Genomic DNA, 22253 nt, shown 5'->3' with positions numbered 1-22253 from the left:
GACCATATCCTTTCTGTATAGGTTGAATAAAGTTTTGAATTTTTTGACATTTTAATCATTATATCATTATCTATTAAAAAGAAAAGAATGTAAGCGTTGTTATTGAAAAAAGTAATTGAATCATGAAATATTTTATATACATAATAGATACATAAGATGAGGAATAGGGATAAAGAATGAGTTTTTTGCCAATTTTCTCATGAGATAATAGGAGGTAACGATATGGTAGATTCACAAACTGTATCCCTGTACAAAAAATTGATGTGGGTGTTTGGGGGGGCAGGTCTCGTTTTTTTAGGAGTGTTGTTTGTTGTGTCGACAGATTCTTTTCAAGGAGACCACTGGCTTGTTTCAGCTATAGATGACAGCACTGTTCTTCAGTCAGCGTCATCTGTTTTTCATGGCTTGTCTTTTTTAGCTTCAAAAGTGATGATTATGGTTCTTTTAGCTGTACTTCTCGTTTTTTTATTTTTTAAAAAGGACTATATCGGTATGATATCGGCATTTTTATTTATTTTAAGCGGTGATATTATTAATAAAGCAGTTAAGGATGCGGTAGAACGAGGGCGTCCTCTTGGAGGCATCGAAGGCTACAGTTTTCCAAGCGGCCATGCGATGATGGGAATTCTTATTTATGGTCTGATTATCTTTTTTCTCACAAAGCATATGAACAGTCAAAAGGTAGCCAAGCGGTATCAGCTTGCAATTACTTTAATTGTTTTATTAATAGGTGTGAGCCGTATTCTATTAAGAGAACATTTTTTAACAGATGTCTTAGCTGGCTACAGCTTAGGGCTTATGTGGCTTATTGTAGGCATTTTCTTCTATACGCTTGTTTATGCGTATGTAAAGCCTTCAGCGGAAAAAGAGTTTCCAAAAGGCATGTAAAAAATATATACATATGGCCCCCTTCATAAAAAGAAGGGGGCTTTTGTTTAAACTAAGAACATCGCGACAATTGTTGTAACGACTAATCCAATCGCTACAGGTTTTAAATTACGTCTGGCGAGTTCAAACGGACTGACTCCGCAAATCGCAGCAGCTGGAATCAATGCCCATGGAATCAATGTGCCTCCCCCAACCCAAATCGCAGCAATTTGCCCTAAAGCAGTTAGGGTGGCAGCGCCCGATCCTAAAGCAGATGCAAATAAATGAGAGACAGAGCCTACAAGTGAAATGCCTGAAAAGCCTGAACCGTCTAATCCGGTAATAGCTCCTAGAGCAGTTATCGTTACAGTGGCGACCTGTGCGGTTAACGGCACAGTGGAAGCAAGCGCAACGCCTAGGTCATTTACAAGTCCATGTGACCCTTTCGGAAGAAAGTCACCGATGATTGTTGTGAATCCAGCATCTCCTAAATAGAAAAAAGCTGCAATGGGAATAACGGGACCGAATACTTTAAAACCAAACTGCAAGCCTTCAATCAAGTAGGAAGTTGTTTGTTCGAGACCTTTTCCTTTGTGAGCAATAAGTGAAACCACCACTAAAATAAATAAGGCTGTGCCGCCAACGAGAGCAGTTGCATCTCCTCCCTGTAAATGAAGGGCGAACATTGCCCATACGTCTATAGCAAAGAAAAGGGGAACTATAATGGCTAAAGCCCGGCGTACTGAAGAAGAAAGAGGTGTGGATTGGACAGAAGAACTGCTTGTTAACATTGTCGGTTGAGCGTGAATTCTATTGTGCTTCATATCTTGTTTTAAAAAGTAAAAAGCAGAGAGTGTCGTAACAACTCCCATCACAATGACCAAAGGGACACTTGCTTGAACCACCTCGTGAACTGGAAGACCTGCTGCGTCAGCAGTTATCTTAGGAGCAGCTTGAATAACAAAGTCTCCTGAAAGCGCAACGCCGTGGCCGAACAAATTCATCGCTACGGCTACGCCTATAGCTGGAAGCCCTACGCGGATGGCCACTGGTAAAAGCACGGCTCCAAGTAAAGCAACGGCTGGAGAAGGCCAGAAAAAATAGGAGATGGTCATCATAACTAATCCAATAACCCAATAGGCAAGAGCAGGCGTTTTAATGAGGCGAGCAAAAGGTGAAATCATCGATTCATTTATTCCTGTAGCCATTAAGACTTTACTCATGGATACAATAATTGAAATAATTAAAATGGTAGGAAGCAGTTCTGTAATGGCATAAATGAAGCTGGAAAAAACAGCGCTGACGGAGTGGCTTAACGAAGAGGTAGCCGTTAAGGAAAGTAAAAAAATCCCGAGTATACAAAGGATACTCGTATCTCGCCGCATAATCATAAAGCCGATAATGAAAGCGATAAAAAGGACATACATCCAATGAAGAGCTCCAAGCTCTATGCCCATAAAAATTCCTCCCAATAGGTGATATAGTATACAATATGACGTTTGTGCCTATTGTGATACTCGCCTACTAGGAGGATGTTTACTTATTTAACTACGTGGTATGAGGTCACATAAGAAGGGCGAGAGAAAATCGATGGCTGCTGATCCACGCCTTCTGACGTACCGCGTTTTTTGTGTGCTTCATTATAGGCTTTTGAAGACTGCCAATCGCTAAATGAACTTTCATCTTTCCATCCTGTAAAGATAATGTATGTGTCATTTTGCAGTGGACGAAGCACACGAATAGCTGAGAAGCCTGCTTCATTTTCAATTAAACGAGCTCGTTGGCTAAATCGCTGTTCAAACAAAGGACGGCCTTCATCTGTAACTGAAATATTATTTAGTACAGCAAATCCGCTATCTGCAAGATCTCCAGAAGCATCTAATACCTCATAAGCATGTCCTTCTTTAAAAATTGTATCTCCATCTGTTTCGTGAACTAGTGCAAATTGATCGTCATCTTTGTGAAGCAGTAGCAAACGTTCACTCGGATGTTCGTCGATCAACTTCTGAAGGTAAGGGCCTGTTCCGTAAGTAATAAAGATCTTCATGGATTATACTTCCTTTCTAATTGGGAATTGCATACAATTTACAATTGTAAATCATACTAAAATTATAAAATTTTACACACAAAAATTCAAAAATTGTGAACTTCTAATGAAGATGGTAAAGTAAAACATTGATGAAGTTGTTTTCCATATTATCAAAAGTTCAGCGAAAGAAAAGGGGTGGCACGATGTACAAAAAAGGCTTATACGCAATTGCTGCCTTAGTTGGAATTTTTCTATTAGGATTGATTGGATATATTATCATCTTGTTTCTTGGAAACTATGTAATTGATGAGAAAAAGATCGTCATGGACTCGGCTACGAGGTTAGTGGACGAAAATGGAGACGAATTAACAAAGCTCTATGTGAAAAATCGGGACTTGGTTTCAATTGATAAGATTCCAAAGCATGTGCAACAAGCATTTATTTCAATTGAAGACGTTCGTTTTTATGAACACCACGGAATCGATTTTAAATCTATTGGTCGAGCATTATACCGAGATATATTGGCTGGAGGAAGTGTTGAAGGAGGAAGTACTTTAACACAGCAGTTGGCTAAAAATGTATTTTTATCTAATGATAAAACGTTGCTTAGAAAAACAAAAGAAGTAGTGGTGGCCATTAACTTGGAGCAGCGTTACAGTAAGCAAAAACTGCTTGAAATGTATTTGAACCAAATATACTTTGGACACGGAGCCTATGGAATCCAAGCTGCATCCAAGCTTTACTTCAATAAAGATGTCTCCGAATTAACGGTAGAAGAAGGTGCACTGCTCGCTGCACTGCCAAAAGCACCGAATTCTTATTCTCCTATTTTACATCCGGAAAAAAGTATAGAACGTAGAAATGTTGTGTTAAATGCCATGCAAAAAGCAGGTTATTTATCAGCTGAAAAAAATGTCCGTTTGCAAGGAAGAACGCTGGGGTTGAACGTAAAGGAACAGGCTAAAAACCCAGCGTATCTAACCTATATCGATATGGTTATTCAAGAAGCAGAGAAGAAATACAGTATTTCGAGCAATGAGCTTCTGCGCGGCGGTTATACGGTCAAAGTACCTATGAGTACAAAAGTACAAGAAGCCGCCTACGAGCTGATGAAAGAAAATCGTTATTTTCCAGGTACAGATAAAAGTGCCCAAGGTGCTTTTGTATTAGTCGATAACAAAAGCGGAGGAGTTTTATCTGTTATGGGAGGACGAGATTATGTACAAAAGTCGCTCAATCGCGTAAATGTCAAAAGACAGCCAGGTTCTACGATGAAACCTATTGCGGTATATGGCCCTGCGTTAGAAGAAGGTCAATTCAAGCCTTATTCCTTGCTGCAAGACAAGCTTAGAAGCTACGGGGGATACACACCTAAAAATGTAGACGGTCAATATGCTAAAAAGGTAACGATGTACGATGCCCTAAAAGATTCTAAAAACGCAGCTGCCGTCTGGACGTTGAATCAGCTAGGAGTTGAAACAAGTAAGCAGTATCTCACAAAGCTAGGAATTCCTTTAGAAGATAAAGGGCTTGCGATTGCTCTTGGAGGATTAAAGGAAGGAATTACACCGCTTCAATTAGCAGGAGCGTACCGTGCATTTGCTGAAAATGGAGAAAACATCCAACCGTACTTTATTCAAGAAATAAAAGATCAAGACGGAAAAGTGATTGCAAAAGCTGTTCCCGACACTCACAAAGCATTTTCAAAACAGACGGCTTGGTATATAACAAAAATGCTTCAAGGAGTTGTTAAAGAAGGAACGGCAAAAAATGGAGAGTTTAAAGGAGAGTTAGCAGGAAAAACAGGGTCTACTTCGTATACGAATGTTAAAGGAGCTACAAGGGATGCTTGGTTCGTTGGGTATACGCCAGATGTTGTAGGAAGCGTGTGGATGGGATATGATTCTACAAATGACCAGCATTATTTAACAAAAGGAAGTTCTTATCCGACGCTATTATTTAAAGACATTCTCACAAGAGCTGGTTACGACGAAGCTGCATTTCAAAAGCCAGCAGGCGTTAAAGATTTGCCAAAACCAATACGCTTAGAGGAAGTTAAAGACTTAAAACAAGAATTAACATTCCATCCATTTGGTTTGTTAACGGTAAATTTATCGTGGACACCTTCACCTGATAAAAGAGCTGTTTATTATGTTTATGAGAAAAAAGGAGATAAAGCCGAAGTAATTGGCAAAGTGAAGGGAAAAGGAGCATTTGAAAAAGAGCGTGTGAATCTGCTCGACAGTCCTACTTATTATGTAGTTCCTTACAATTCCCAAACAAAACAAAAAGGAAAAAAATCCAACGAAGTAACACCTGCTCTTTTTCAATAAAAAAAGGAAGAGTAGGGCGAATTTTTGACATTTTTAACAGGTGGCTATACAAGTCGTAAAGAAATGGGTATAGTGACAAGTAGAGAATATAACGTGAAACTTTAATCAGTAGAGGAACCGGTATGTTCCTTTGCTGATTATTGTCTGTCTAATCGAAGAAAATACGGATGGAAGACAATCGAGAAAGGTGGAAATTATGAGTCAAGGAACGTTTAACGATACTTTTTTAAAAGCCTGTAGAGGGGAAAAAACGGATCATGTTCCGGTTTGGTATATGCGCCAAGCAGGGCGTTCACAGCCGGAATACCGAAAGCTAAAAGAGAAGTACTCTTTATTTGAAATCACTCATCAGCCAGAGCTTGGAGCATACGTAACACGTCTGCCCGTTGAACAGTACGGAGTGGATGCAGCTATTTTATATAAAGATATAATGTCACCGCTTCCTTCAATTGGAGTGGATGTTGAAATCAAGTCAGGAATTGGTCCCGTAATTTCTAATCCAATTCAATCTTTAAGCGATGTAGAAAAACTAGGAGAAATTACGCCGGAAGAAGATGTTCCGTATGTATTAGATACGATTAAGCTGTTAACAACAGAACAGTTAAACGTACCTCTAATTGGCTTTGCAGGTGCTCCTTTTACAGTGGCAAGCTATATGATTGAAGGAGGACCTTCAAAAAATTACAATAAAACAAAAGCATTTATGTATACCGAACCTAAAGCATGGTTTGCACTAATGGATAAGTTAGCAGATATGACGATTACATATGTAAAAGCGCAAATTGACGCTGGGGCAAAAGCCATTCAAATCTTTGATTCATGGGTAGGTGCTTTAAATGTAGCGGATTATCGTTACTTTATAAAACCTGTTATGGAGCGAATTTTCACCTCTTTACGTGAAAAAAATGTACCGCTCATTATGTTTGGAGTAGGGGCAAGTCATTTGGCAAAAGAATGGCATGATCTGCCGCTGGATGTAGTGGGATTAGATTGGAGAACACAGCTGGATGAAGCACGTGCATTAGGCTTAACAAAAACACTGCAAGGAAACTTAGATCCTGCTATTTTGTTAGCTCCATGGGAAGTTATTGAAGAACGTGTAACAGAAATATTAGATAAAGGGATGGCCAGTCCTGGTTACATCTTTAACTTGGGGCACGGCGTTTTTCCACAGGTTCAGCCGGAAACGTTAAAGCGTTTAACAACCTTTATTCATGAATATTCTGCAAATAGACAATAAATTGTCAAATAATTTGGAGCGCTAAACTTTGAATTTTTCTTTTTATTCATGGCAAAATGAAGACAAGTATTGAATCTAATAAAGAGGTGTCGAACACATGAGTAAAAAAGTAATGGGATTACTTGTAATGGCATATGGAACGCCATATAAAGAAGAAGATGTTGAACGTTACTATACACATATCCGCCGCGGACGTAAACCTTCATCAGAAGCCTTAGAAGATTTACAAAACCGCTACGAAGCAATCGGGGGCATTTCACCTCTTGCCAAAATTACGCAACAGCAAATGGAAAGTCTGGAAAAGCGCTTGAATGAAGTGCAGGATGAAATTGAATTTAAAGCGTATCTTGGCTTAAAGCATATTGAACCGTTTGTTGAAGATGCAGTAGAAGCCATGCATAAAGACGGAATTAAAGAAGCGGTCAGCATTGTGCTTGCACCTCACTTTTCAACGTTTAGCGTAAAATCCTATAATGGGCGCGCCAAAGAAACGGCTGAAAAATTAGGAGGACCAATCATTCATTCAGTAGAAAGCTGGTACAGTGAGCCAAAGTTCATTCAGTACTGGGCTACACGTGTTAAACAAACGTTTGATTTAATGGACGAAGAGAAACGCCAAAAAGCCGTGTTGATTGTATCTGCACATAGCTTGCCGGAAAAAATTATTGCAGCAGGAGATCCATATCCAAATCAGCTTCAAGAAACAGCGGATTTAATTGCACAAGCAGCTGGTATTGAACATTACGAAATTGGCTGGCAAAGTGCTGGAAATACGCCTGAACCATGGATAGGTCCGGATGTTCAAGATTTAACAAGAGAATTGCATGAAGAAAAAGGCTATACATCGTTCGTGTATACTCCGGTTGGATTTATCGCAGACCACTTAGAAGTACTTTATGATAACGACTATGAATGCAAAGTTGTGACAGATGAAATTGGGGCTGATTATTACCGCCCTGAAATGCCAAATGCACAGCCTGAATTTATCGATGGGTTAGCTACAGTTGTTTTAAAACAGATTGCCCGCTAAGTCAATATAGATTCTTTGTACGTTGAACAGGGATGAAAAGTAACTTATAATCAATATAGAGAAAAGTAAGAAGCGAGCTATGGATTTCCATAATCGCTTCTCTTTATATTGAATTTTACAGAAAAGGCGATGATAACATGACGGATAGACGAAAAAAGGTTGTCATCATCGGTGGAGGAATAACAGGTCTTTCAGCTGCCTATTATTTGCAAAAAAAAATAAAGGATCATCAGCTGCCAATTGATCTTCAACTAATAGAAGCGACGCATCGGCTTGGTGGAAAAATTCAAACGGTCAAACGAGACGGGTATTTATTTGAAAAAGGTCCTGATTCATTTTTAGCGCGTAAGCTAGCTGCTACAAAACTGGCAAAAGAAGTAGGGTTAGGCAGGGAGCTAGTCGGAAATGAAAAAGGAAAATCCTATATTCTAGTAAAAGATACACCGCATGCGCTGCCTGATGGTGCTGTAATGGGGATACCAACCAAGTTATCTCCTTTTATCACAACAGGGTTATTTTCACCTGTTGGCAAGCTGCGCGCAGCAGCTGATTTTTTCATACCGAAGACAAAAAATCAGGATGACCGTTCGCTAGGCGTATTTTTTAGAAGACGGTTTGGTGATGAAGTTGTTGAAAATTTAATTGAGCCTCTATTATCAGGAATTTACGCAGGAGACGTTGATCGCTTGAGTTTACGATCAACATTTCCACAGTTTCTGCACGCTGAACATAAGTACAGAAGCTTAATTGTTGGAATGAAAAAGCTAAAAGAAATTCACCCACAGCACGGTGATGATTCGGAGTTTAAAAAAAATAGTGTCTTTTTAACATTAAAAGAAGGTCTTCAATCGCTAGTAGATGGGGTAGAAAAAGCAATAGATCCTGATATTATTACAAAAGGAATAAAAGTAGAGAAAATTTATAAAGAAGATACCACATATGAATTATCGTTAAATAGCGGGAAAGTCATAAAAGCAGACAGCGTTATTGTAACTTCTCCTCATGCAGCTGCTCAGTCTATGCTTTCGGAATATAAAATATTCGAACCGTTGAAGCATATGCCTTCCACTTCAGTAGCTACTGTTGTGATAGCCTTTGCACAAGAAGCGCTGCAAGACAATCTAGATGCAATGAACATCGCCGTTTCAAGAAATAGCGATTACACGATTACGGCGTGCACATGGCTAAATAAAAAGTGGCCGCATGCGGTTCCGGAAGGAAAAGTGCTGCTGAGATGTTTAGTTGGACGAACCGGGGATGAAGCTGTGGTGGATCAGCCTGACGATGAAATTTTCAAAATTGTCCTGGAGGATTTGAAGAAGCTCATTACCATTTCTGCTGAGCCTGAATTTTACGCGGTAACGAGATGGAAGCAGTCAATGCCTCAGTATACGGTCGGACATCACGATATGCTAGATACGATGAACGAACAGCTTGAAAAAGAGCTGGCCGGTCTTTATGTAGCGGGAAGCTCATACGAAGGTCTGGGTATACCAGAATGTGTAGAGCAAGGAGAAGATGTGGCTAAAAAAGCGGTTAAATATGTGCAGCAACTGTAGAAGTGGAGCGGTGAATCAATGCTCCGCTTTTTTGTCTACTACCTGTAGAGAAAGGTTATACTAAGAGAAGAGATTGTGGTTGAAAAGCAAAAGAAACTTATGCTATAGTAAAACCGTACTTGTTGACTGAAATATTCATTTGGTCAGAAAGAAGGGGATAACGTGGCGATAGACCGAAAGCAATCAGTTGTTGATGCAGCGTCAAAATCATTTGCGCTGTTTGGATATAAAGCAACGACTATGGAGCAAGTGGCGAAGCTTGCAAATGTCGGAAAAGGAACGATTTATACTTTTTTTAAAAACAAAGAAGAGTTATTCGATGAAATTGTGACACGAATGATTCGAGAAATGACAGATGCAGCTGAAACTGTCATTGATAGCAACCGTCCTTTTTTTGAAAATGCCCAAGCAGCCATTTTTCGAATCTTAGAATTCCGCACTGAGCATCAGCTCATGCTGAAGCTGGTACAGGAACAGCAGTTAGGCACTACAGCAGTGCAAGAAGTGCTGGTACGAGTAGAAGAAGAGATTTTGACTTATATAAAAAACAAAATCGAAATTGCGATTTCTAAAAAAGAAATCAAACCGTGCAACCCGGAGCTCACAGCTTTTTTACTATTTAAAATGTACATTGCACTCGTCTATGATTGGGAAAAACGGCATGAGCCGCTTTCAGAAGAAAAAATTGCTGAATTAATTGAACTATACTTTTTACGCGGTCTGTCTCAGTGAGATGGGCTTTTTTCATAGAAAAAACAAAAAAGGTCTCATGACGAGACCTTTTTTATTGTTCATTATCATCTTTTTTTACGCCGTTTAATTCTGTATTTCCTGTTTTTGCATCTTCTTCTTTTTGCTCTACTTCTTTTTCGCCTTCTTTTTTAAGGTCAAAGTAAGCTTTAATAGAATCACCTGTAATAGTTTTACTTAACGTGTTAGATGTACCTGCTACATAAGCAGAAGGAATAACAACCGCTACTGCTACTTCCGGATTATCATAAGGCGCGTATGAAACGAATGTAGAGTTACGTACGCTTACACCTTTGTTAAAGGTTTCAGCTGTCCCGGATTTACCAGCAATGTTATACTGACGATATTTCCCTAAATTAAGTAAACGCCCTGTACCATGTGAGCTTGTGACTACGCGGCGGAAGCCTTCCTTAACAATGTCAATTTCCGATTGACTCATTGTAATACGGTTTAATACTTCCGGCTCAAACGAGCTTTGTACGCTTCCTTTTAGTTCACTATCAAGCTCAGGCTCACGAATTTCTTTTACTAGATGGGGTTTCATACGATAGCCGCCGTTTGCAATCGTTGAAATGTATTGAACAAGCTGAAGCGGTGTGTACGTATCATACTGTCCAATACCAAAATCTAGCGCTTTACCTGGTTCATTTGTTACAGTATTGCGAATACCCGTTGATTCGTTTTCTAATTCGATGCCCGTTGAAATTCCAAGACCAAACTGGCTATAGTATGAGCGCAGCTTATTAAAGATAGACGGTGGAATGTTCAGTCTGCCGCCAGGGCGGTACGTTTCACCAGCCATGCTCATAACCGTACGGTACATGAACACGTTTGATGATTGTTCTAGCGCTTTTTGGATTCCGGTAGCTCCCATATTATGTGAAGACTTTTTCTTAGTGCCCCCAGCAAATGTCATCGGTGCATCATAAAACACCGTTCCGGGCTGAATAGCGCCTGAGTCAAGACCTGCAAGAACAGTAGCTCCTTTTACAGCCGAACCTACTTCATAAGAAGTAGTCATGTTACCAAGAGCAAAATCTTGTACTTTTCGTGCTCCGGTCTTTTTATCTGTAACGAGCTGTTTTCCGCCCATTGCTAAAATGTCTCCTGTATGAGGGTCCATCATAATGGCAAACGCTCGGTCCATTAATCGTGAACCAGCAGCACCGGATGTCACAGCTTTTGTTAAAATATCTTCGACTTGCTTTTGAAGCTCCATATCAATTGTTAAAATTAAGTCACTGCCGCGCTGACCTTCAGTAACGGTCTCTTGGCTCACTAGGTTGCCAGAGCGGTCTGTTACGTTTTGCACGCGGGCTTTTTGACCGCGAAGAACGTCTTCGTACTGCTTTTCTAAATAACTTTTTCCTACTCGGTCATTACGGCTGTAGCCGTGTGATAAATAGTACTGTAAGTTTTCGCTTGGCAATCCTTCATCTGCTGATGTGATTTTACCAAGCAGCGTGCTAAGTAAGCCGTCGTATGTATACATACGGTCCCAGTAAGTTGTCGTATCGACGCCTGGTAAGTCACCCAACTGCTCACTAATGACGGCAAGCTCTTTATCGGTTAATCCGCTTTTAATAATTTGCGCGGTTAACGCGTAGCCGCCTTCCATCTTGCTTTTAATAGCAATCACTTCAAGGTCATCTTTCACCGATAGAAGTTCGTTTTTTGTGATGCGCTTTAGCTGAAGAGGATATAAATCATCTTCAGAAAGTTGACCTTCTTTTACTTTTTGCTTATCCGCTGCGGTAATTTTTTTCGCTGCTGCTTTTGGATGAGTTGCAATCCAGTAATCTTTTAAGTCGCGTTCTGTTAGCTTAATCGTATTTTTATCTTTCTTTTCAGCCGATTTGCCAAACACGTCTGTTGTAACAGGAACATCAATAAGAGTGGCAAGCTTTTTAGCTACTTTTAGCTTGTCTTCTTGAGTGACGCCTTTCAAACGCGTGTACGTGACAGCGTTCAACGGTTTATTATCCACGATAACGCGGTCATAGCGGTCTAGCATCTTTCCGCGAGGAACCGGTGAATCTACCGTTTCATCTTCTGTTTTTTCAACTTCTCGTTTATAGTTCTCTCCGTACACGATCTGTACGAAGCCTAATCGTAAAATGAGTGCAGAAAAAAGCAGGAAAACCACAATAAACAGCCAGTTAATTCGAAATGAGACATGTGTTTTTTTGCGCTTTTTAGTTTTCATGTAAACCCCTTCACTTTGTTTATACAAGTTAAAAAAATTCATAAATTTTCTTATGAATCTATCACTCTACATATTAACATAATTTTGTCTATAAATGTTATTAGGTGGAATAAAACAGACAAAAAATTTATAGAAATTTTTGCGGAAGAAGAGAGACCTGTCGAAGGGTGCTGAAGGGGTTGTTCAATATTTTCCACTCGGTTGTTCAATATTGTTACCTGTTCAAATGTCCTAGAATCGGTAAAATAAAGAGAGATAGATATCAAGGGGGGCAAAACGAATGAAAATGAAAAGGCTTTCAATAATGTCTGGCGTGTTAGCAACATCACTTTTATTTGCGACAGCATGTTCAAACTCAGGTACGGATTCAAAAGCAAGTAAATCAACAGGCTCAGGTGATCAAGTTGTTATTGATATGTTCCAGTTCAAAGTGGAAATTGCAGATCAGCTGAAAGAATTAACGGATGAATATACAAAAGAACATCCAAACGTAAAGTTTAACATCCAAACAGTCGGCGGAGGCGCGGACTATGGTGCAGCATTAAAAGCACAGTTTGCCTCTGGAAATGAACCTGATATCTTTAACAATGGAGGGTTCCAAGAAGCGCAAACGTGGAAGGATAAATTGGAAGATTTATCTGATCAGCCGTGGGTAGATAATCTGTATGATATCGCCAAAGAACCGATGACAATGGACGGGAAAATTTATGGTCAGCCGCTAAACTTAGAAGGTTATGGTTTTATTTATAATAAAGATTTATTTGAAAAAGCAGGCGTTAAAGAATTACCTAAAACGCTGTCAGAATTAGAAGCAGCTTCTAAGAAGCTTAAAGCAAAAGGCATTACGCCATTTTCTAATGGATACGGCGAGTGGTGGGTGCTAGGTAACCACTTATTTAATATTCCAATGGCACAGCAAGACGATCCAGATGCGTTTATTAAAGGTCTAAACGAAGGAAAAGCAAAATTTGAAGGCAATGAAACGTTTAAGCAATTTATGAATCTGTTCGATTTAACGTTAAAGTATGGAAATAAAAATCCACTAACGACAGACTACAATACACAAGTTACTCAATTTGCTTCTGGTGAAACAGCAATGATGCAACAAGGTAACTGGACGGTAAATATGATTACGAAAATTAATCCGGATATGAAAATGGGCTTTATTCCAATGCCAATCAGCAACGATGCAAAGAAAAATGATAAATTAGCAATCGGAGTTCCAAATAACTGGGTAGTAAACAAAAATGCGCCAGATGCAGATAAAAAAGCAGCGAAGGAATTCTTAAATTGGATGGTTTCTTCTAAAGAGGGTCAAAAATTCTTAGTTGAAAAGTTCAAGTTCATTCCAGCGTTCAAAAACATCGATGGAAAAGGAATCGATTCTTTATCTGATGATATCTTAAAATACTCTGAAGAAGGTAAAACATTATCTTGGAACTGGTTTAAGTATCCGGAAGGAACGGTTCAAGAAGTCGGCGCAGCAATGCAGTCTTACGCAGGCAAGCAAATGACAGAAGAAGAATTTATGAAGAAATTAGATACAATTTGGGCAAAAATGAAAAAATAAACAAGAAGTCCGCGTGGAAAACGCGGACTTTTTGGTGTGAAAAAATAGCTGGTTAGATTCATAGTTATGAAAAAATAATAGTTAATTGAAAGCGCTTTTAATGTATAATAATAGTCATAATGTATGACATTAGTCAAAGGAGGTTATTTGTGAAAGGCTGGAGCATACGCAAGAAATTAATTTTGTTTTTCTTATTCGCAACGGTTATTCCATTTTTAATTTCAACGATTTTTACGTATCAATACACAAAAGAAACGGTTAAGAACCGATTTATTTCTACCAACTATCAAGTTATTAAAAACGGAAGCAATGATTTGAGCGATTACTTAAATGAAATTGCTAATATTACAAAAAGGCTGTACGGCTACCACCCATTTATTAAGGTGTTAGATGAAGGTGTATCAAGTGACTTAGGAGCCAATCAACTGGAAATATCACGGACTCTTCTTTATTTATATAATACTCGTCCAGAGATTGAACAGCTCCATCTTTACATTGAAAACGGGCATGACTCGTATACAGCTTATAATTCGAAAGTGAGCAGCAGAGGAAAGTACGATGATATTTACACTCAGCCTTACTATTCTTATTTAAATAAAAATCATAAATTTCTTGTGATTGAGCCTACCCATGAAATTTATAGCTACAATAATTTATCAACGTTAATTGATTCACTGCCGAATCAAGTTATTAGCTTTCATCAGCGGATTGATGAGATTCCATCAGACAAGTTGTTAGCTTATCTATCTTTAGACATTAATATGACACAAATTCAATCTATATCGCAGCGTCTATATAATGAAGAGTCAGAAGATTTTTATTTAATGAACAATAAAGGGAAGGTTTTGTATTCCTCTAATTCAAAGGTTATTGGAAAAAATGAAAACTACGCGTGGGTGAAGGCGCTCACTTCTCAAAAAGACCATAGCATGGAATGGGAAGATAAAAGCTTCTCAGGCGTATTAATGTATGAAAAGCTTAAACAGCCCTTTGAGGACTTGTACATTGTGAAACGAATTCCTTACAGTGTTTTATATGAGGATGCAAGAAAGACAGCACTTATGAATGTATTAATTGGCCTGCCATTTTTGTGTATGCTCGTTATCGCTACGCTTTTTATATCAGTACGTTTTACACAGCCGATTAACGTATTGATTCGCAATATGAAAGAAGTGGAAAAAGGATCATTTGAGGTGCGGTTTAAGTCGCTTGGAAACGATGAATTTGGTGTTTTAGGAAGGCATTTTACCTCTATGGTAGAAACAATTAATGACTTGATTGAACGTAAATTTCGATTGGAATTAGAAAATAAATCAACGCAGCTAAAAGTACTGCAGTCACAAATTAATCCGCATTTTTTATACAACGCATTTCAATCGATTGGAACTCTTGCTCTTAAGCATAAAGCAGTTGAAGTATATTCTTTATTAACCTCACTTTCGCACATTATGCGTTACAGCATGAATATGAAAGAGGATATCGTTAGCTTAAAGCAAGAAGTCGATCACGTAAAAGCTTTCTTAAGTCTGCAAAAGCAGCGGTTTGGTTCAAAGTTTGAGTATGAGTTAAATATCGAAAAAGAAGCAGAGCTTATGCGAATACCGAAAATGATTTTGCAGCCTCTTGTTGAGAATTCTTTTAAGCATGGATTCGAAACCCGTACAGGAAGCGGAAAGCTACTGATTTCAGCGGATTTGAACGGTGAAGAACTGATTCTAACGGTTTCTGATAACGGAAAAGGGATAGGGCAACAAGAGTTGAATCAATTAAAAACGAGACTTCAGCAATCGTATAATCAAACAGATGAGCATATTGGGTTGCAAAACATTTATGAACGACTTCGCATCTACTATGGAGATCATGCTTCAATGCAAATTAGCAGTCAAGAAAATCACGATTTTACCGTTGTCATAAAGCTAACAACAATTGAAGAAAAGAGGGATAGTGATGAAAGTATTAATCGTGGATGATGAAGAGCATGTAAGAGAAGGAATAAAGCTGCTTGGACAGTGGGAAGAGCATGAAATTACAGATGTGATAGAAGCTGATAGCGGTGAGCAAGCGATTGCGCTTATCGAGGATCACGGACCGGAAATCATTTTTACTGATATGAAGATGCCTAATATCGATGGAATTGCTTTGTTGGAGTGGATTAAAGAGAATTCGCCTTCTAGCAAAACGATTGTGGTAACAGGGTATGATGACTACCACTATATGCGTAAAGCTATTCATTTTGGAAGTACGGATTATATTCTAAAACCAGTGGATCCTTCGATTTTAAACGATACGCTTATACGAGCTGTAACCCAATGGAAGAAAGAAGAAGAGTCCAGAAAAGTCCATAATAGCAGCTATCGTTTAATCAATGAAATGAAGCCGATTTATCGAGATCGAAAACTGACGCAGTTAATGAACAATTATTTGCTAAATCAATCAATCTATGAAGAGTTTGGTTTCCATCTGACTAGAGAGTATGAAGTGGGGATTGTACGTGTAGATGAATCCATCATTCGTTCTTTTGGCGGTGACCGGGATTTAGCCTATTTTTCAATTTTAAATGTAATCAATGAAATGCTGATGGCAGAAGAAAATGGGGTAGCCTTCCGTTATTTATCAAATAAGTGGGAAATTATTATTATATTTTGGAATGATTTTGAACGCATAACCTCTTTACTGACGACTTTACATACAGCCATTCGCCGTACGCTAGACGTGAGCTGTCGGATTGCAAGAGGGTGCAAAGTTTCTTCTATTGATCAGCTAATGAAATCCTATGAAGATGCGAAAAACTCGCTTTTATTAAGCAATGTTCTTGATCAAAATAAAGTGAAGGTCTACGGCGAGCAAGACGTTTTAGCAAGTGCTTTATTAATAAATATGATGGATTATAATAGTAAAATTGAAGAAGCGCTGCAAGTCGGGAAGTTTGAAGCCTTTTTGCCGGTATTCAACGAAATTATCACAGCTTTTGAAGCACAAAATTATCTCTCATTAAAGCAAATTCTGCATTTTGAGCAGGAATATCAGCTGTTAAGCCAGCATTGGTTAAAAAGATATCACATTCCTTATACGATAAATAACGGTCCTGAATATGTTCTTTCTTTTTTCTATAACCAAGATGGGCAGTTTCAGCTAGCAAAGTATGTAGAGAGAAAGAAGCGTGAAGTAAAGCGCTTTTTAAAAGTAGTAAAAAGGTATAGCAAGAAAAACAATCGCGACGTTATTTATGAAATCGAACAATATTTGCAGCAAAATTTTCATCGAGATGTGAAGCTTCAAGAAATATCGGAACGTTTCTATCTAAGCCGTGAATACATTTCGAGGAAGTTTAAGCAAGAATTTCAAGAAAACATTTCAGATTATATGGTGAAAGTCAGAATGAATAAAGCCAAATCACTTTTACTAAATGAAGAACTAAAAATCTATGAAATTGCGAATATGATTGGATATCATGATGATAAATACTTTCGAAAAGTGTTTAAAAAAGTAGAAGGCATTACGCCAAACGAGTATCGCAGTTTGACCGTATAAAAAAAGCTGAAACTGTTATAAAACAGTTTCAGCTTTTTTTATTTCATGACATCTAGACAGTGATCACATTTGTTTCCGTAGCATTCATGCTGTTCCTCAATGTCGTTTCCGCATTCTACGCACTTTTTATTGGGTAATCTTTTGAAAAATTCAGTCATTTTTTCTAACATTTTAAATCCCCTCCGTTGTTTTTGTTACTAACATTGTATTATAACAGATGATAAAATGTCAATTATGTTTTATAACAATTTAGCCTATTTTGCTATTCTAAGTGGTTATTTGTTATATAACAATGAGTTATTTCGATAAAATCGCCGAAACGAGTGCCTTTCAGTTAGTTTTCAAAAAAAAGTAGGGTATACTGAACGTAATAAAAATAGTACGAAAGGGTGATTGAAATGAAAGTAACTGTTATTGGTTTTTGGGGAGGATATCCTGCGGTTTCAGAAGCTACTTCTAGCTATTTAGTGGAGCACGATGGGTTTCAGATGCTTGTTGATTGTGGAAGCGGTGCATTGGCTCAGCTGCAAAAATATGCAAAGCCAGAAGAAATAGATGCTATGATTTTATCTCATTATCATCATGATCACGTGGCTGATGTCGGAGTATTTCAATATGCACGCCTCATTCAGACTCATCTAGGAAACGCTGTTAAGGAACTTTCTATTTATGGACATACATATGATCAGGAAAGCTTCAACAAACTTACTCATAAAGGAATTACTAAAGGGGTAGAGTATGATCCGAGTCAAAAACTTGAAGTTGGGCCTTTTACCATCGAATTTATGAAAACGAAGCATCCAGTCGTTTGTTATGCCATGAGAATAAGCGCCGGCAATCAAACTGTCGTGTACACAGCGGACTCTAGCTATTTAGAAGAGTTTATTTCCTTCTCAGACGAAGCAGATCTTCTCATTTGTGAATGTAATTTTTATGCTAACCAAGATGGAAGAGGCGCTGGACACATGACAAGTACAGAAGCCGGTACACTTGCTTCAAAAGCAAGTGTCAAACACCTCATGCTTACTCACCTTCCGCACTATGGAGAACATCAACAGCTAGTAGAGGAAGCTGCTGCTCATTATAGAGGTACGCTTACGTTAGCTGAATCAGGATATGTATGGGAATAACAAGGAGGAAAATGAATGTTATTTATTGATAATCAAAAAAACTATGATCCCCGAATTAACTTAGCAATTGAAGAGTATGCGCTCAAGCATCTAGACATTAATGAGACATATCTGCTGTTTTATATTAATGAACCTTCTATTATTATTGGGAAAAACCAGAACACCATTGAGGAGATTAATACAAAATATGTTGAAGATCAGCAAATTCATGTAGTGAGACGTCTGTCTGGAGGCGGGGCCGTTTATCATGATAAAGGAAATTTAAACTTCAGCTTTATTACGAAAGACGATGGAAATAGCTTTCATAATTTTAAAAAGTTTACCGAGCCGGTCGTGGAAGCGTTAAAGAAATTAGGAGTTAATGCCGAGCTAAGCGGACGAAATGATTTAATGGCTGAAGGACGGAAAATTTCTGGAAATGCTCAGTTTTCAACGAAAGGGAGAATGTTCAGCCATGGAACTCTTCTTTTTGATTCAGAGATTGAAAACGTCGTATCAGCGTTAAAAGTAAAAAAAGATAAAATTGAATCCAAAGGCATTAAGTCTATTCGAAATAGAGTAGCAAATATCAGCGAATTTTTAGAACAGAAAGTAACGGTGGAAGAGTTTAGAGAAATGCTGCTTCGATATATCTTTGACGGAGAAGAAAATATAACAGAATATAAACTAACGGAAAAAGATTGGGAAACGATTCATCAAATTTCTAAAGAGCGCTATCAGTCATGGGATTGGAACTATGGAAAATCACCTAAATTTAACTTACAGCACTCTCACCGCTTTCCTGTGGGACAAATCGACGTTCGTTTAGAAGTGAATAAAGGAAAAATCGATGCTTGCACCATTTACGGAGATTTCTTTGGAGTGGGAGATGTCGAGGAAGTACAGGAAAAATTAACAGGTGTTCGTTATGAAAAAGCTTCTATTGAACAAGCCTTAGAAGACATCGATATTCCACATTATTTTGGTAATATTACAAAAGAAGAGTTTGTTGAATTAATCTATTAAGAAAAAAGTCTGCTACATCAGGCTTTTTTTCTTTTTAAACAGATGAGTCTTGTCAATGGAACAGCAGTAACATTATAATAGAATAGAAGAAGTAAGAATTTTTACATTATTATGACTTAATAATGAATGGTTGTTCATTCATTCATTATTAAAAGGAGGAAGTTATGAGATGAATTTGTCAGCACAGCTTCATAAAACAGCTGAGCAATTTCCACAAAAATCGGCATATGTTTTTATGGACCAGGAAACATCTTATGCAAATCTTGATGCATCGGTATCTAAGTTTGCTGATGGTCTGAAGCAATTAGGTGTAAAAAAAGGAGATCATATCGCTTTGATTGTCGGCAACTCGCCTCATTTTGTGATTGGATTGTACGGTGCTCTTCGAGTAGGAGCTACTGTTATACCTATTAATCCTATTTACACAGCGGATGAAATTAGCTACATGCTTCAGGATGGAGATGTAAAAGCAGTTATTGCGGTTGATTTACTTCTCCCTATTTTAAAGAAAATCATTGGACACACTCCATTTTTGGAACATGTTATCTTATGTGAAACGACAGATACAGTGGAAAATATACCTTCTTATTTTCACACGTTTTCGCAAGTTATAAACAGAGGAGAAGCTACATATGATTTTCTGGAGTTAAAAGAAGAAGATGTGGCTATCATTCTGTATACGTCAGGAACGACTGGAAAACCAAAAGGAGCTATGCTTACACATAAGAATATTTATTCAAATGCTCAAGACGTAGCAGATTATTTAAGTATAAATGGGAATGACCGAGTCGTAGCTGCTTTGCCGATGTTTCACGTATTTTGTTTAACTGTTTCATTGAATGCGCCTTTAATGAATGGAGGAACGATATTAATTGAACCAAAATTCAGTCCATCTTCTATATTTGAATTAATTCAAAATCGACAAGCGACTATTTTTGCCGGCGTTCCCACAATGTATAATTTCTTACTTCAGCATGACAAAGGGAAAAAAGAGCACTTTCACACGGTAAGGCTTTGTATATCAGGCGGGGCATCAATGCCGGTGGCACTTCTAACCAATTTTGAACGTAAGTTTGGGGTAATGGTAGCAGAAGGGTATGGATTATCTGAGGCTTCTCCTGTGACGTGTTTCAATCCGATTGACCGAGAGAGAAAAGCCGGTTCTATAGGCACATCTATTATGAATGTTGAAAATAAAGTGGTGAACGAACTAGGAGAAGAAGTAGAAGTAGGACAAGTTGGCGAACTTATCGTCAAAGGCCCTAACGTGATGAAAGGGTATTACAAGCTTCCAGAAGACACGGAATATGCTCTCCGAGATGGTTGGCTGTATACAGGTGACTTAGCAAGAATGGATAAGGAAGGTTATTTTTATATCGTTGACCGTAAAAAAGATTTAATTATTGTAGGAGGATATAATGTTTATCCTCGCGAAGTAGAAGAAGTGCTATATGCGCATCGGGATATTGTAGAAGTGGCTGTTATCGGAGTCCCTGATCCTTCTTTAGGTGAATGTGTGAAGTGTTACGTGGTTTGCAATAATCAAGAGATAACGGAAGAGAAGCTTATTGCCTATTGCAAAGAGCACCTTGCTAAATATAAAGTGCCAAGTGAAATTGAATTTTTAAAAGAACTTCCTAAAAATACAACGGGAAAAATTTTACGTCGTGCATTGAAGCAGCAAGTATCTCAGGAACGATAAAATGAAAGCGATTCCAAGTTGGAGGTAGTAAAAGGATGTCATCTATTTCTTATGAAATGAAGGGACACGTCGCCCATGTGATACTGAACCGTCCGGAAGCGATGAATGCTTTTAATTACGATATGCTTAAAGAATTGGAAGAAGTAATTGAAGGAATTCGTATTCAAAAAGATATTCGAGTTGTGACGTTTAAAGGAGCAGGTGAAAAGTCTTTTAGTGTAGGGGCCGATTTAAAAGAACGTAAAACTCTCTCTGATCAAGAGGTAAAGCGCAATATTTACAAGATAGGAGAAGTGTTTTCGAAGATAGAGCAGCTTCCGCAGCCAACGATAGCAATCATCAATGGATATGCATTTGGAGGAGGAATGGAGCTGGCTTTAGCATGTGATTTCCGGATTGCTTCAACCGAAGCGCTTATGGGTTTAACGGAAACAAGCTTAGCGATTATACCAGGCGCAGGAGGAACACAGCGTCTCCCTCGGTTAGTTGGGGAAGCAAAAGCAATGGAACTCATTTTAACAGCTCAGCGTCTCTCAGCATCAGAAGCGAAAGAATGTGGTCTAGTAACGAAGGTGGCTCCCGGATATGAAATAGAAGAAACAATAGATATTTTTATCTCTCTTTTATTGAAAAATGGGCCAATTGCACTTCAGCAAGCAAAATTTGCTATTAAAGAAGGAATGAAGGCCGATTTGCAGACTGGTTTGCAAATTGAACGAAAAGCATATGAGTTAACGATTCCGACAGAAGATCGTCTCGAGGCGCTTCAAGCATTTGCTGAGAAGAGAAGACCTAGTTTTAAAGGGAAATAGGAAAGGGCTGTCTAATGGACAGCTCTTTCTTAGTTTCTTCTATAAGAATAATAAAAAAGAATACGTAAAAGCGCAGGAGCAAAGAAGGCAAAGTTACAGCTGGCTTTTGTCTATAATATTTACTATAATACGTTGCAGCAGTCGTTGTTCAAATCTATAAATAATAGTTTTTAATTTTTTCTTTGAAAACCGTTGACTTTAGTTAAAATATATTTTATTATTATAAAGCGTCGTTGAGACATACCGTTAACAACGAAGCTAAAAAAAGAATTTTAAAAAGTTGTTGACATTACGTTGATAACTTGATAAGATGATAAAGTCGCTTAAGAGCGGCGGTTGAACTTTGAAAACTGAACAAAGCGACAAACGTCAACGTTAATTTTTATTTTTTAAATTGAGCAAGTCAAACATTTCTTCGGAGAGTTTGATCCTGGCTCAGGATGAACGCTGGCGGCGTGCCTAATACATGCAAGTCGAGCGAACTGATTA

General features: G+C 38.2%; 17 protein-coding genes and 1 rRNA gene. 14 read left to right on the top strand and 4 right to left on the bottom strand.

Going from position 1 to position 22253, the window contains the following annotated elements; translation table 11 throughout:
- Positions 1-222: 222 nt before the first annotated feature.
- Positions 223-888 carry a phosphatase PAP2 family protein gene (locus tag AC0KUU_RS26395; protein WP_162213599.1) on the top strand — a complete coding sequence of 222 codons (666 nt, stop codon included), beginning with the start codon at positions 223-225 and terminating at the stop codon, positions 886-888.
- A gap of 47 nt (positions 889-935) precedes the next feature.
- On the opposite strand, the gene AC0KUU_RS26390 is transcribed toward AC0KUU_RS26395, so the two are convergent.
- Both AC0KUU_RS26390 and AC0KUU_RS26385 read right to left on the bottom strand, forming a co-directional pair.
- The gene (locus tag AC0KUU_RS26390) at positions 936-2324 is read right to left on the bottom strand and encodes a hypothetical protein (RefSeq protein ID WP_043981719.1); all 1389 of its coding nucleotides are present in this window, start codon (positions 2322-2324) and stop codon (positions 936-938) included.
- A gap of 83 nt (positions 2325-2407) precedes the next feature.
- Positions 2408-2914, bottom strand: coding sequence for an antibiotic biosynthesis monooxygenase family protein (locus AC0KUU_RS26385; protein ID WP_013055327.1), 507 nt, complete (start codon positions 2912-2914; stop codon positions 2408-2410).
- Positions 2915-3099: 185 nt separating this feature from the next.
- On the opposite strand from AC0KUU_RS26385, the gene AC0KUU_RS26380 reads away from it, so the two are divergent.
- From AC0KUU_RS26380 to AC0KUU_RS26360, 5 genes are all read left to right on the top strand, one after another.
- Positions 3100-5229, top strand: coding sequence for a transglycosylase domain-containing protein (locus tag AC0KUU_RS26380; RefSeq protein ID WP_322551712.1), 2130 nt, complete (start codon positions 3100-3102; stop codon positions 5227-5229).
- Between the two features lie 196 nt (positions 5230-5425).
- On the top strand, positions 5426-6469 hold the full coding sequence (gene hemE, locus AC0KUU_RS26375) for a uroporphyrinogen decarboxylase (protein ID WP_013055329.1): 1044 nt from the start codon (positions 5426-5428) through the stop codon (positions 6467-6469).
- A 97-nt stretch (positions 6470-6566) separates the two neighbouring features.
- Entirely contained in the window at positions 6567-7499 is a 933-nt protein-coding gene (hemH, locus tag AC0KUU_RS26370; protein ID WP_322551713.1) for a ferrochelatase, read from the top strand.
- A 137-nt stretch (positions 7500-7636) separates the two neighbouring features.
- Positions 7637-9058: a protoporphyrinogen oxidase gene (hemY, locus tag AC0KUU_RS26365; RefSeq protein WP_013055331.1), complete on the top strand. Its 1422-nt coding sequence runs from the start codon at positions 7637-7639 to the stop codon at positions 9056-9058.
- Between the two features lie 162 nt (positions 9059-9220).
- Complete coding sequence (locus AC0KUU_RS26360) at positions 9221-9790, top strand: TetR/AcrR family transcriptional regulator (protein ID WP_013081690.1); 570 nt, start codon at positions 9221-9223, stop codon at positions 9788-9790.
- A 52-nt stretch (positions 9791-9842) separates the two neighbouring features.
- Here the strand turns inward: AC0KUU_RS26360 and AC0KUU_RS26355 are convergent, their stop codons facing one another.
- Positions 9843-12014 (bottom strand): peptidoglycan D,D-transpeptidase FtsI family protein, encoded by a 2172-nt coding sequence (locus AC0KUU_RS26355; RefSeq protein ID WP_237075251.1) that lies wholly within the window; start codon positions 12012-12014, stop codon positions 9843-9845.
- 280 nt (positions 12015-12294) lie between these two features.
- Here AC0KUU_RS26355 and AC0KUU_RS26350 point away from each other — a divergent pair, with 280 nt between their 5' ends.
- The 3 genes from AC0KUU_RS26350 to AC0KUU_RS26340 all read left to right on the top strand — a co-directional run bounded on the left by AC0KUU_RS26350 (position 12295) and on the right by AC0KUU_RS26340 (position 17115).
- The gene (locus AC0KUU_RS26350) at positions 12295-13584 is read left to right on the top strand and encodes an ABC transporter substrate-binding protein (RefSeq protein WP_028410288.1); all 1290 of its coding nucleotides are present in this window, start codon (positions 12295-12297) and stop codon (positions 13582-13584) included.
- 149 nt (positions 13585-13733) lie between these two features.
- A complete protein-coding gene (locus AC0KUU_RS26345) occupies positions 13734-15554 on the top strand; it encodes a cache domain-containing sensor histidine kinase (RefSeq protein WP_043981724.1) in 1821 nt (606 codons plus the stop codon).
- Entirely contained in the window at positions 15532-17115 is a 1584-nt protein-coding gene (locus tag AC0KUU_RS26340; protein WP_043981725.1) for a response regulator, read from the top strand. The genes AC0KUU_RS26345 and AC0KUU_RS26340 overlap by 23 nt, the downstream gene beginning before the upstream one ends.
- A 38-nt stretch (positions 17116-17153) precedes the next feature.
- On the opposite strand, the gene yhfH is transcribed toward AC0KUU_RS26340, so the two are convergent.
- On the bottom strand, positions 17154-17285 hold the full coding sequence (gene yhfH / locus AC0KUU_RS26335) for a protein YhfH (RefSeq protein WP_080781675.1): 132 nt from the start codon (positions 17283-17285) through the stop codon (positions 17154-17156).
- A 228-nt stretch (positions 17286-17513) separates the two neighbouring features.
- Here yhfH and AC0KUU_RS26330 point away from each other — a divergent pair, with 228 nt between their 5' ends.
- The 5 genes from AC0KUU_RS26330 to AC0KUU_RS26310 form a co-directional block, all read left to right on the top strand.
- Positions 17514-18245, top strand: a complete 732-nt coding sequence (locus tag AC0KUU_RS26330) for an MBL fold metallo-hydrolase (RefSeq protein ID WP_162213603.1) — start codon at positions 17514-17516, stop codon at positions 18243-18245.
- Positions 18246-18260: 15 nt separating this feature from the next.
- Positions 18261-19250 (top strand): lipoate--protein ligase, encoded by a 990-nt coding sequence (locus AC0KUU_RS26325; protein WP_043981727.1) that lies wholly within the window; start codon positions 18261-18263, stop codon positions 19248-19250.
- A gap of 169 nt (positions 19251-19419) precedes the next feature.
- Positions 19420-20952 carry a fatty acid--CoA ligase family protein gene (locus AC0KUU_RS26320; protein WP_043981728.1) on the top strand — a complete coding sequence of 511 codons (1533 nt, stop codon included), beginning with the start codon at positions 19420-19422 and terminating at the stop codon, positions 20950-20952.
- Between the two features lie 35 nt (positions 20953-20987).
- The gene (locus tag AC0KUU_RS26315; RefSeq protein WP_043981729.1) at positions 20988-21764 is read left to right on the top strand and encodes an enoyl-CoA hydratase-related protein; all 777 of its coding nucleotides are present in this window, start codon (positions 20988-20990) and stop codon (positions 21762-21764) included.
- Between the two features lie 412 nt (positions 21765-22176).
- Positions 22177-22253: ribosomal RNA gene (locus tag AC0KUU_RS26310) — 16S ribosomal RNA — on the top strand; the annotation flags it as partial.

This window comes from Priestia sp. ST2 (genome assembly GCF_055810735.1).
This window is presented reverse-complemented; position numbering and strand designations above follow the sequence as displayed.

Bases quoted from the DNA above. Each gene is read 5' to 3' on its own strand.
- AC0KUU_RS26395 (WP_162213599.1), top strand. From the start codon at position 223: ATGGTAGATTCACAAACTGTATCCCTGTACAAAAAATTGATGTGGGTG.
- AC0KUU_RS26390 (WP_043981719.1), bottom strand. From the start codon at position 2,324: ATGGGCATAGAGCTTGGAGCTCTTCATTGGATGTATGTCCTTTTTATC.
- AC0KUU_RS26385 (WP_013055327.1), bottom strand. From the start codon at position 2,914: ATGAAGATCTTTATTACTTACGGAACAGGCCCTTACCTTCAGAAGTTG.
- AC0KUU_RS26380 (WP_322551712.1), top strand. From the start codon at position 3,100: ATGTACAAAAAAGGCTTATACGCAATTGCTGCCTTAGTTGGAATTTTT.
- hemE (WP_013055329.1), top strand. From the start codon at position 5,426: ATGAGTCAAGGAACGTTTAACGATACTTTTTTAAAAGCCTGTAGAGGG.
- hemH (WP_322551713.1), top strand. From the start codon at position 6,567: ATGAGTAAAAAAGTAATGGGATTACTTGTAATGGCATATGGAACGCCA.
- hemY (WP_013055331.1), top strand. From the start codon at position 7,637: ATGACGGATAGACGAAAAAAGGTTGTCATCATCGGTGGAGGAATAACA.
- AC0KUU_RS26355 (WP_237075251.1), bottom strand. From the start codon at position 12,014: ATGAAAACTAAAAAGCGCAAAAAAACACATGTCTCATTTCGAATTAAC.
- AC0KUU_RS26350 (WP_028410288.1), top strand. From the start codon at position 12,295: ATGAAAATGAAAAGGCTTTCAATAATGTCTGGCGTGTTAGCAACATCA.
- AC0KUU_RS26340 (WP_043981725.1), top strand. From the start codon at position 15,532: ATGAAAGTATTAATCGTGGATGATGAAGAGCATGTAAGAGAAGGAATA.
- yhfH (WP_080781675.1), bottom strand. From the start codon at position 17,285: ATGTTAGAAAAAATGACTGAATTTTTCAAAAGATTACCCAATAAAAAG.
- AC0KUU_RS26330 (WP_162213603.1), top strand. From the start codon at position 17,514: ATGAAAGTAACTGTTATTGGTTTTTGGGGAGGATATCCTGCGGTTTCA.
- AC0KUU_RS26325 (WP_043981727.1), top strand. From the start codon at position 18,261: ATGTTATTTATTGATAATCAAAAAAACTATGATCCCCGAATTAACTTA.
- AC0KUU_RS26320 (WP_043981728.1), top strand. From the start codon at position 19,420: ATGAATTTGTCAGCACAGCTTCATAAAACAGCTGAGCAATTTCCACAA.
- AC0KUU_RS26315 (WP_043981729.1), top strand. From the start codon at position 20,988: ATGTCATCTATTTCTTATGAAATGAAGGGACACGTCGCCCATGTGATA.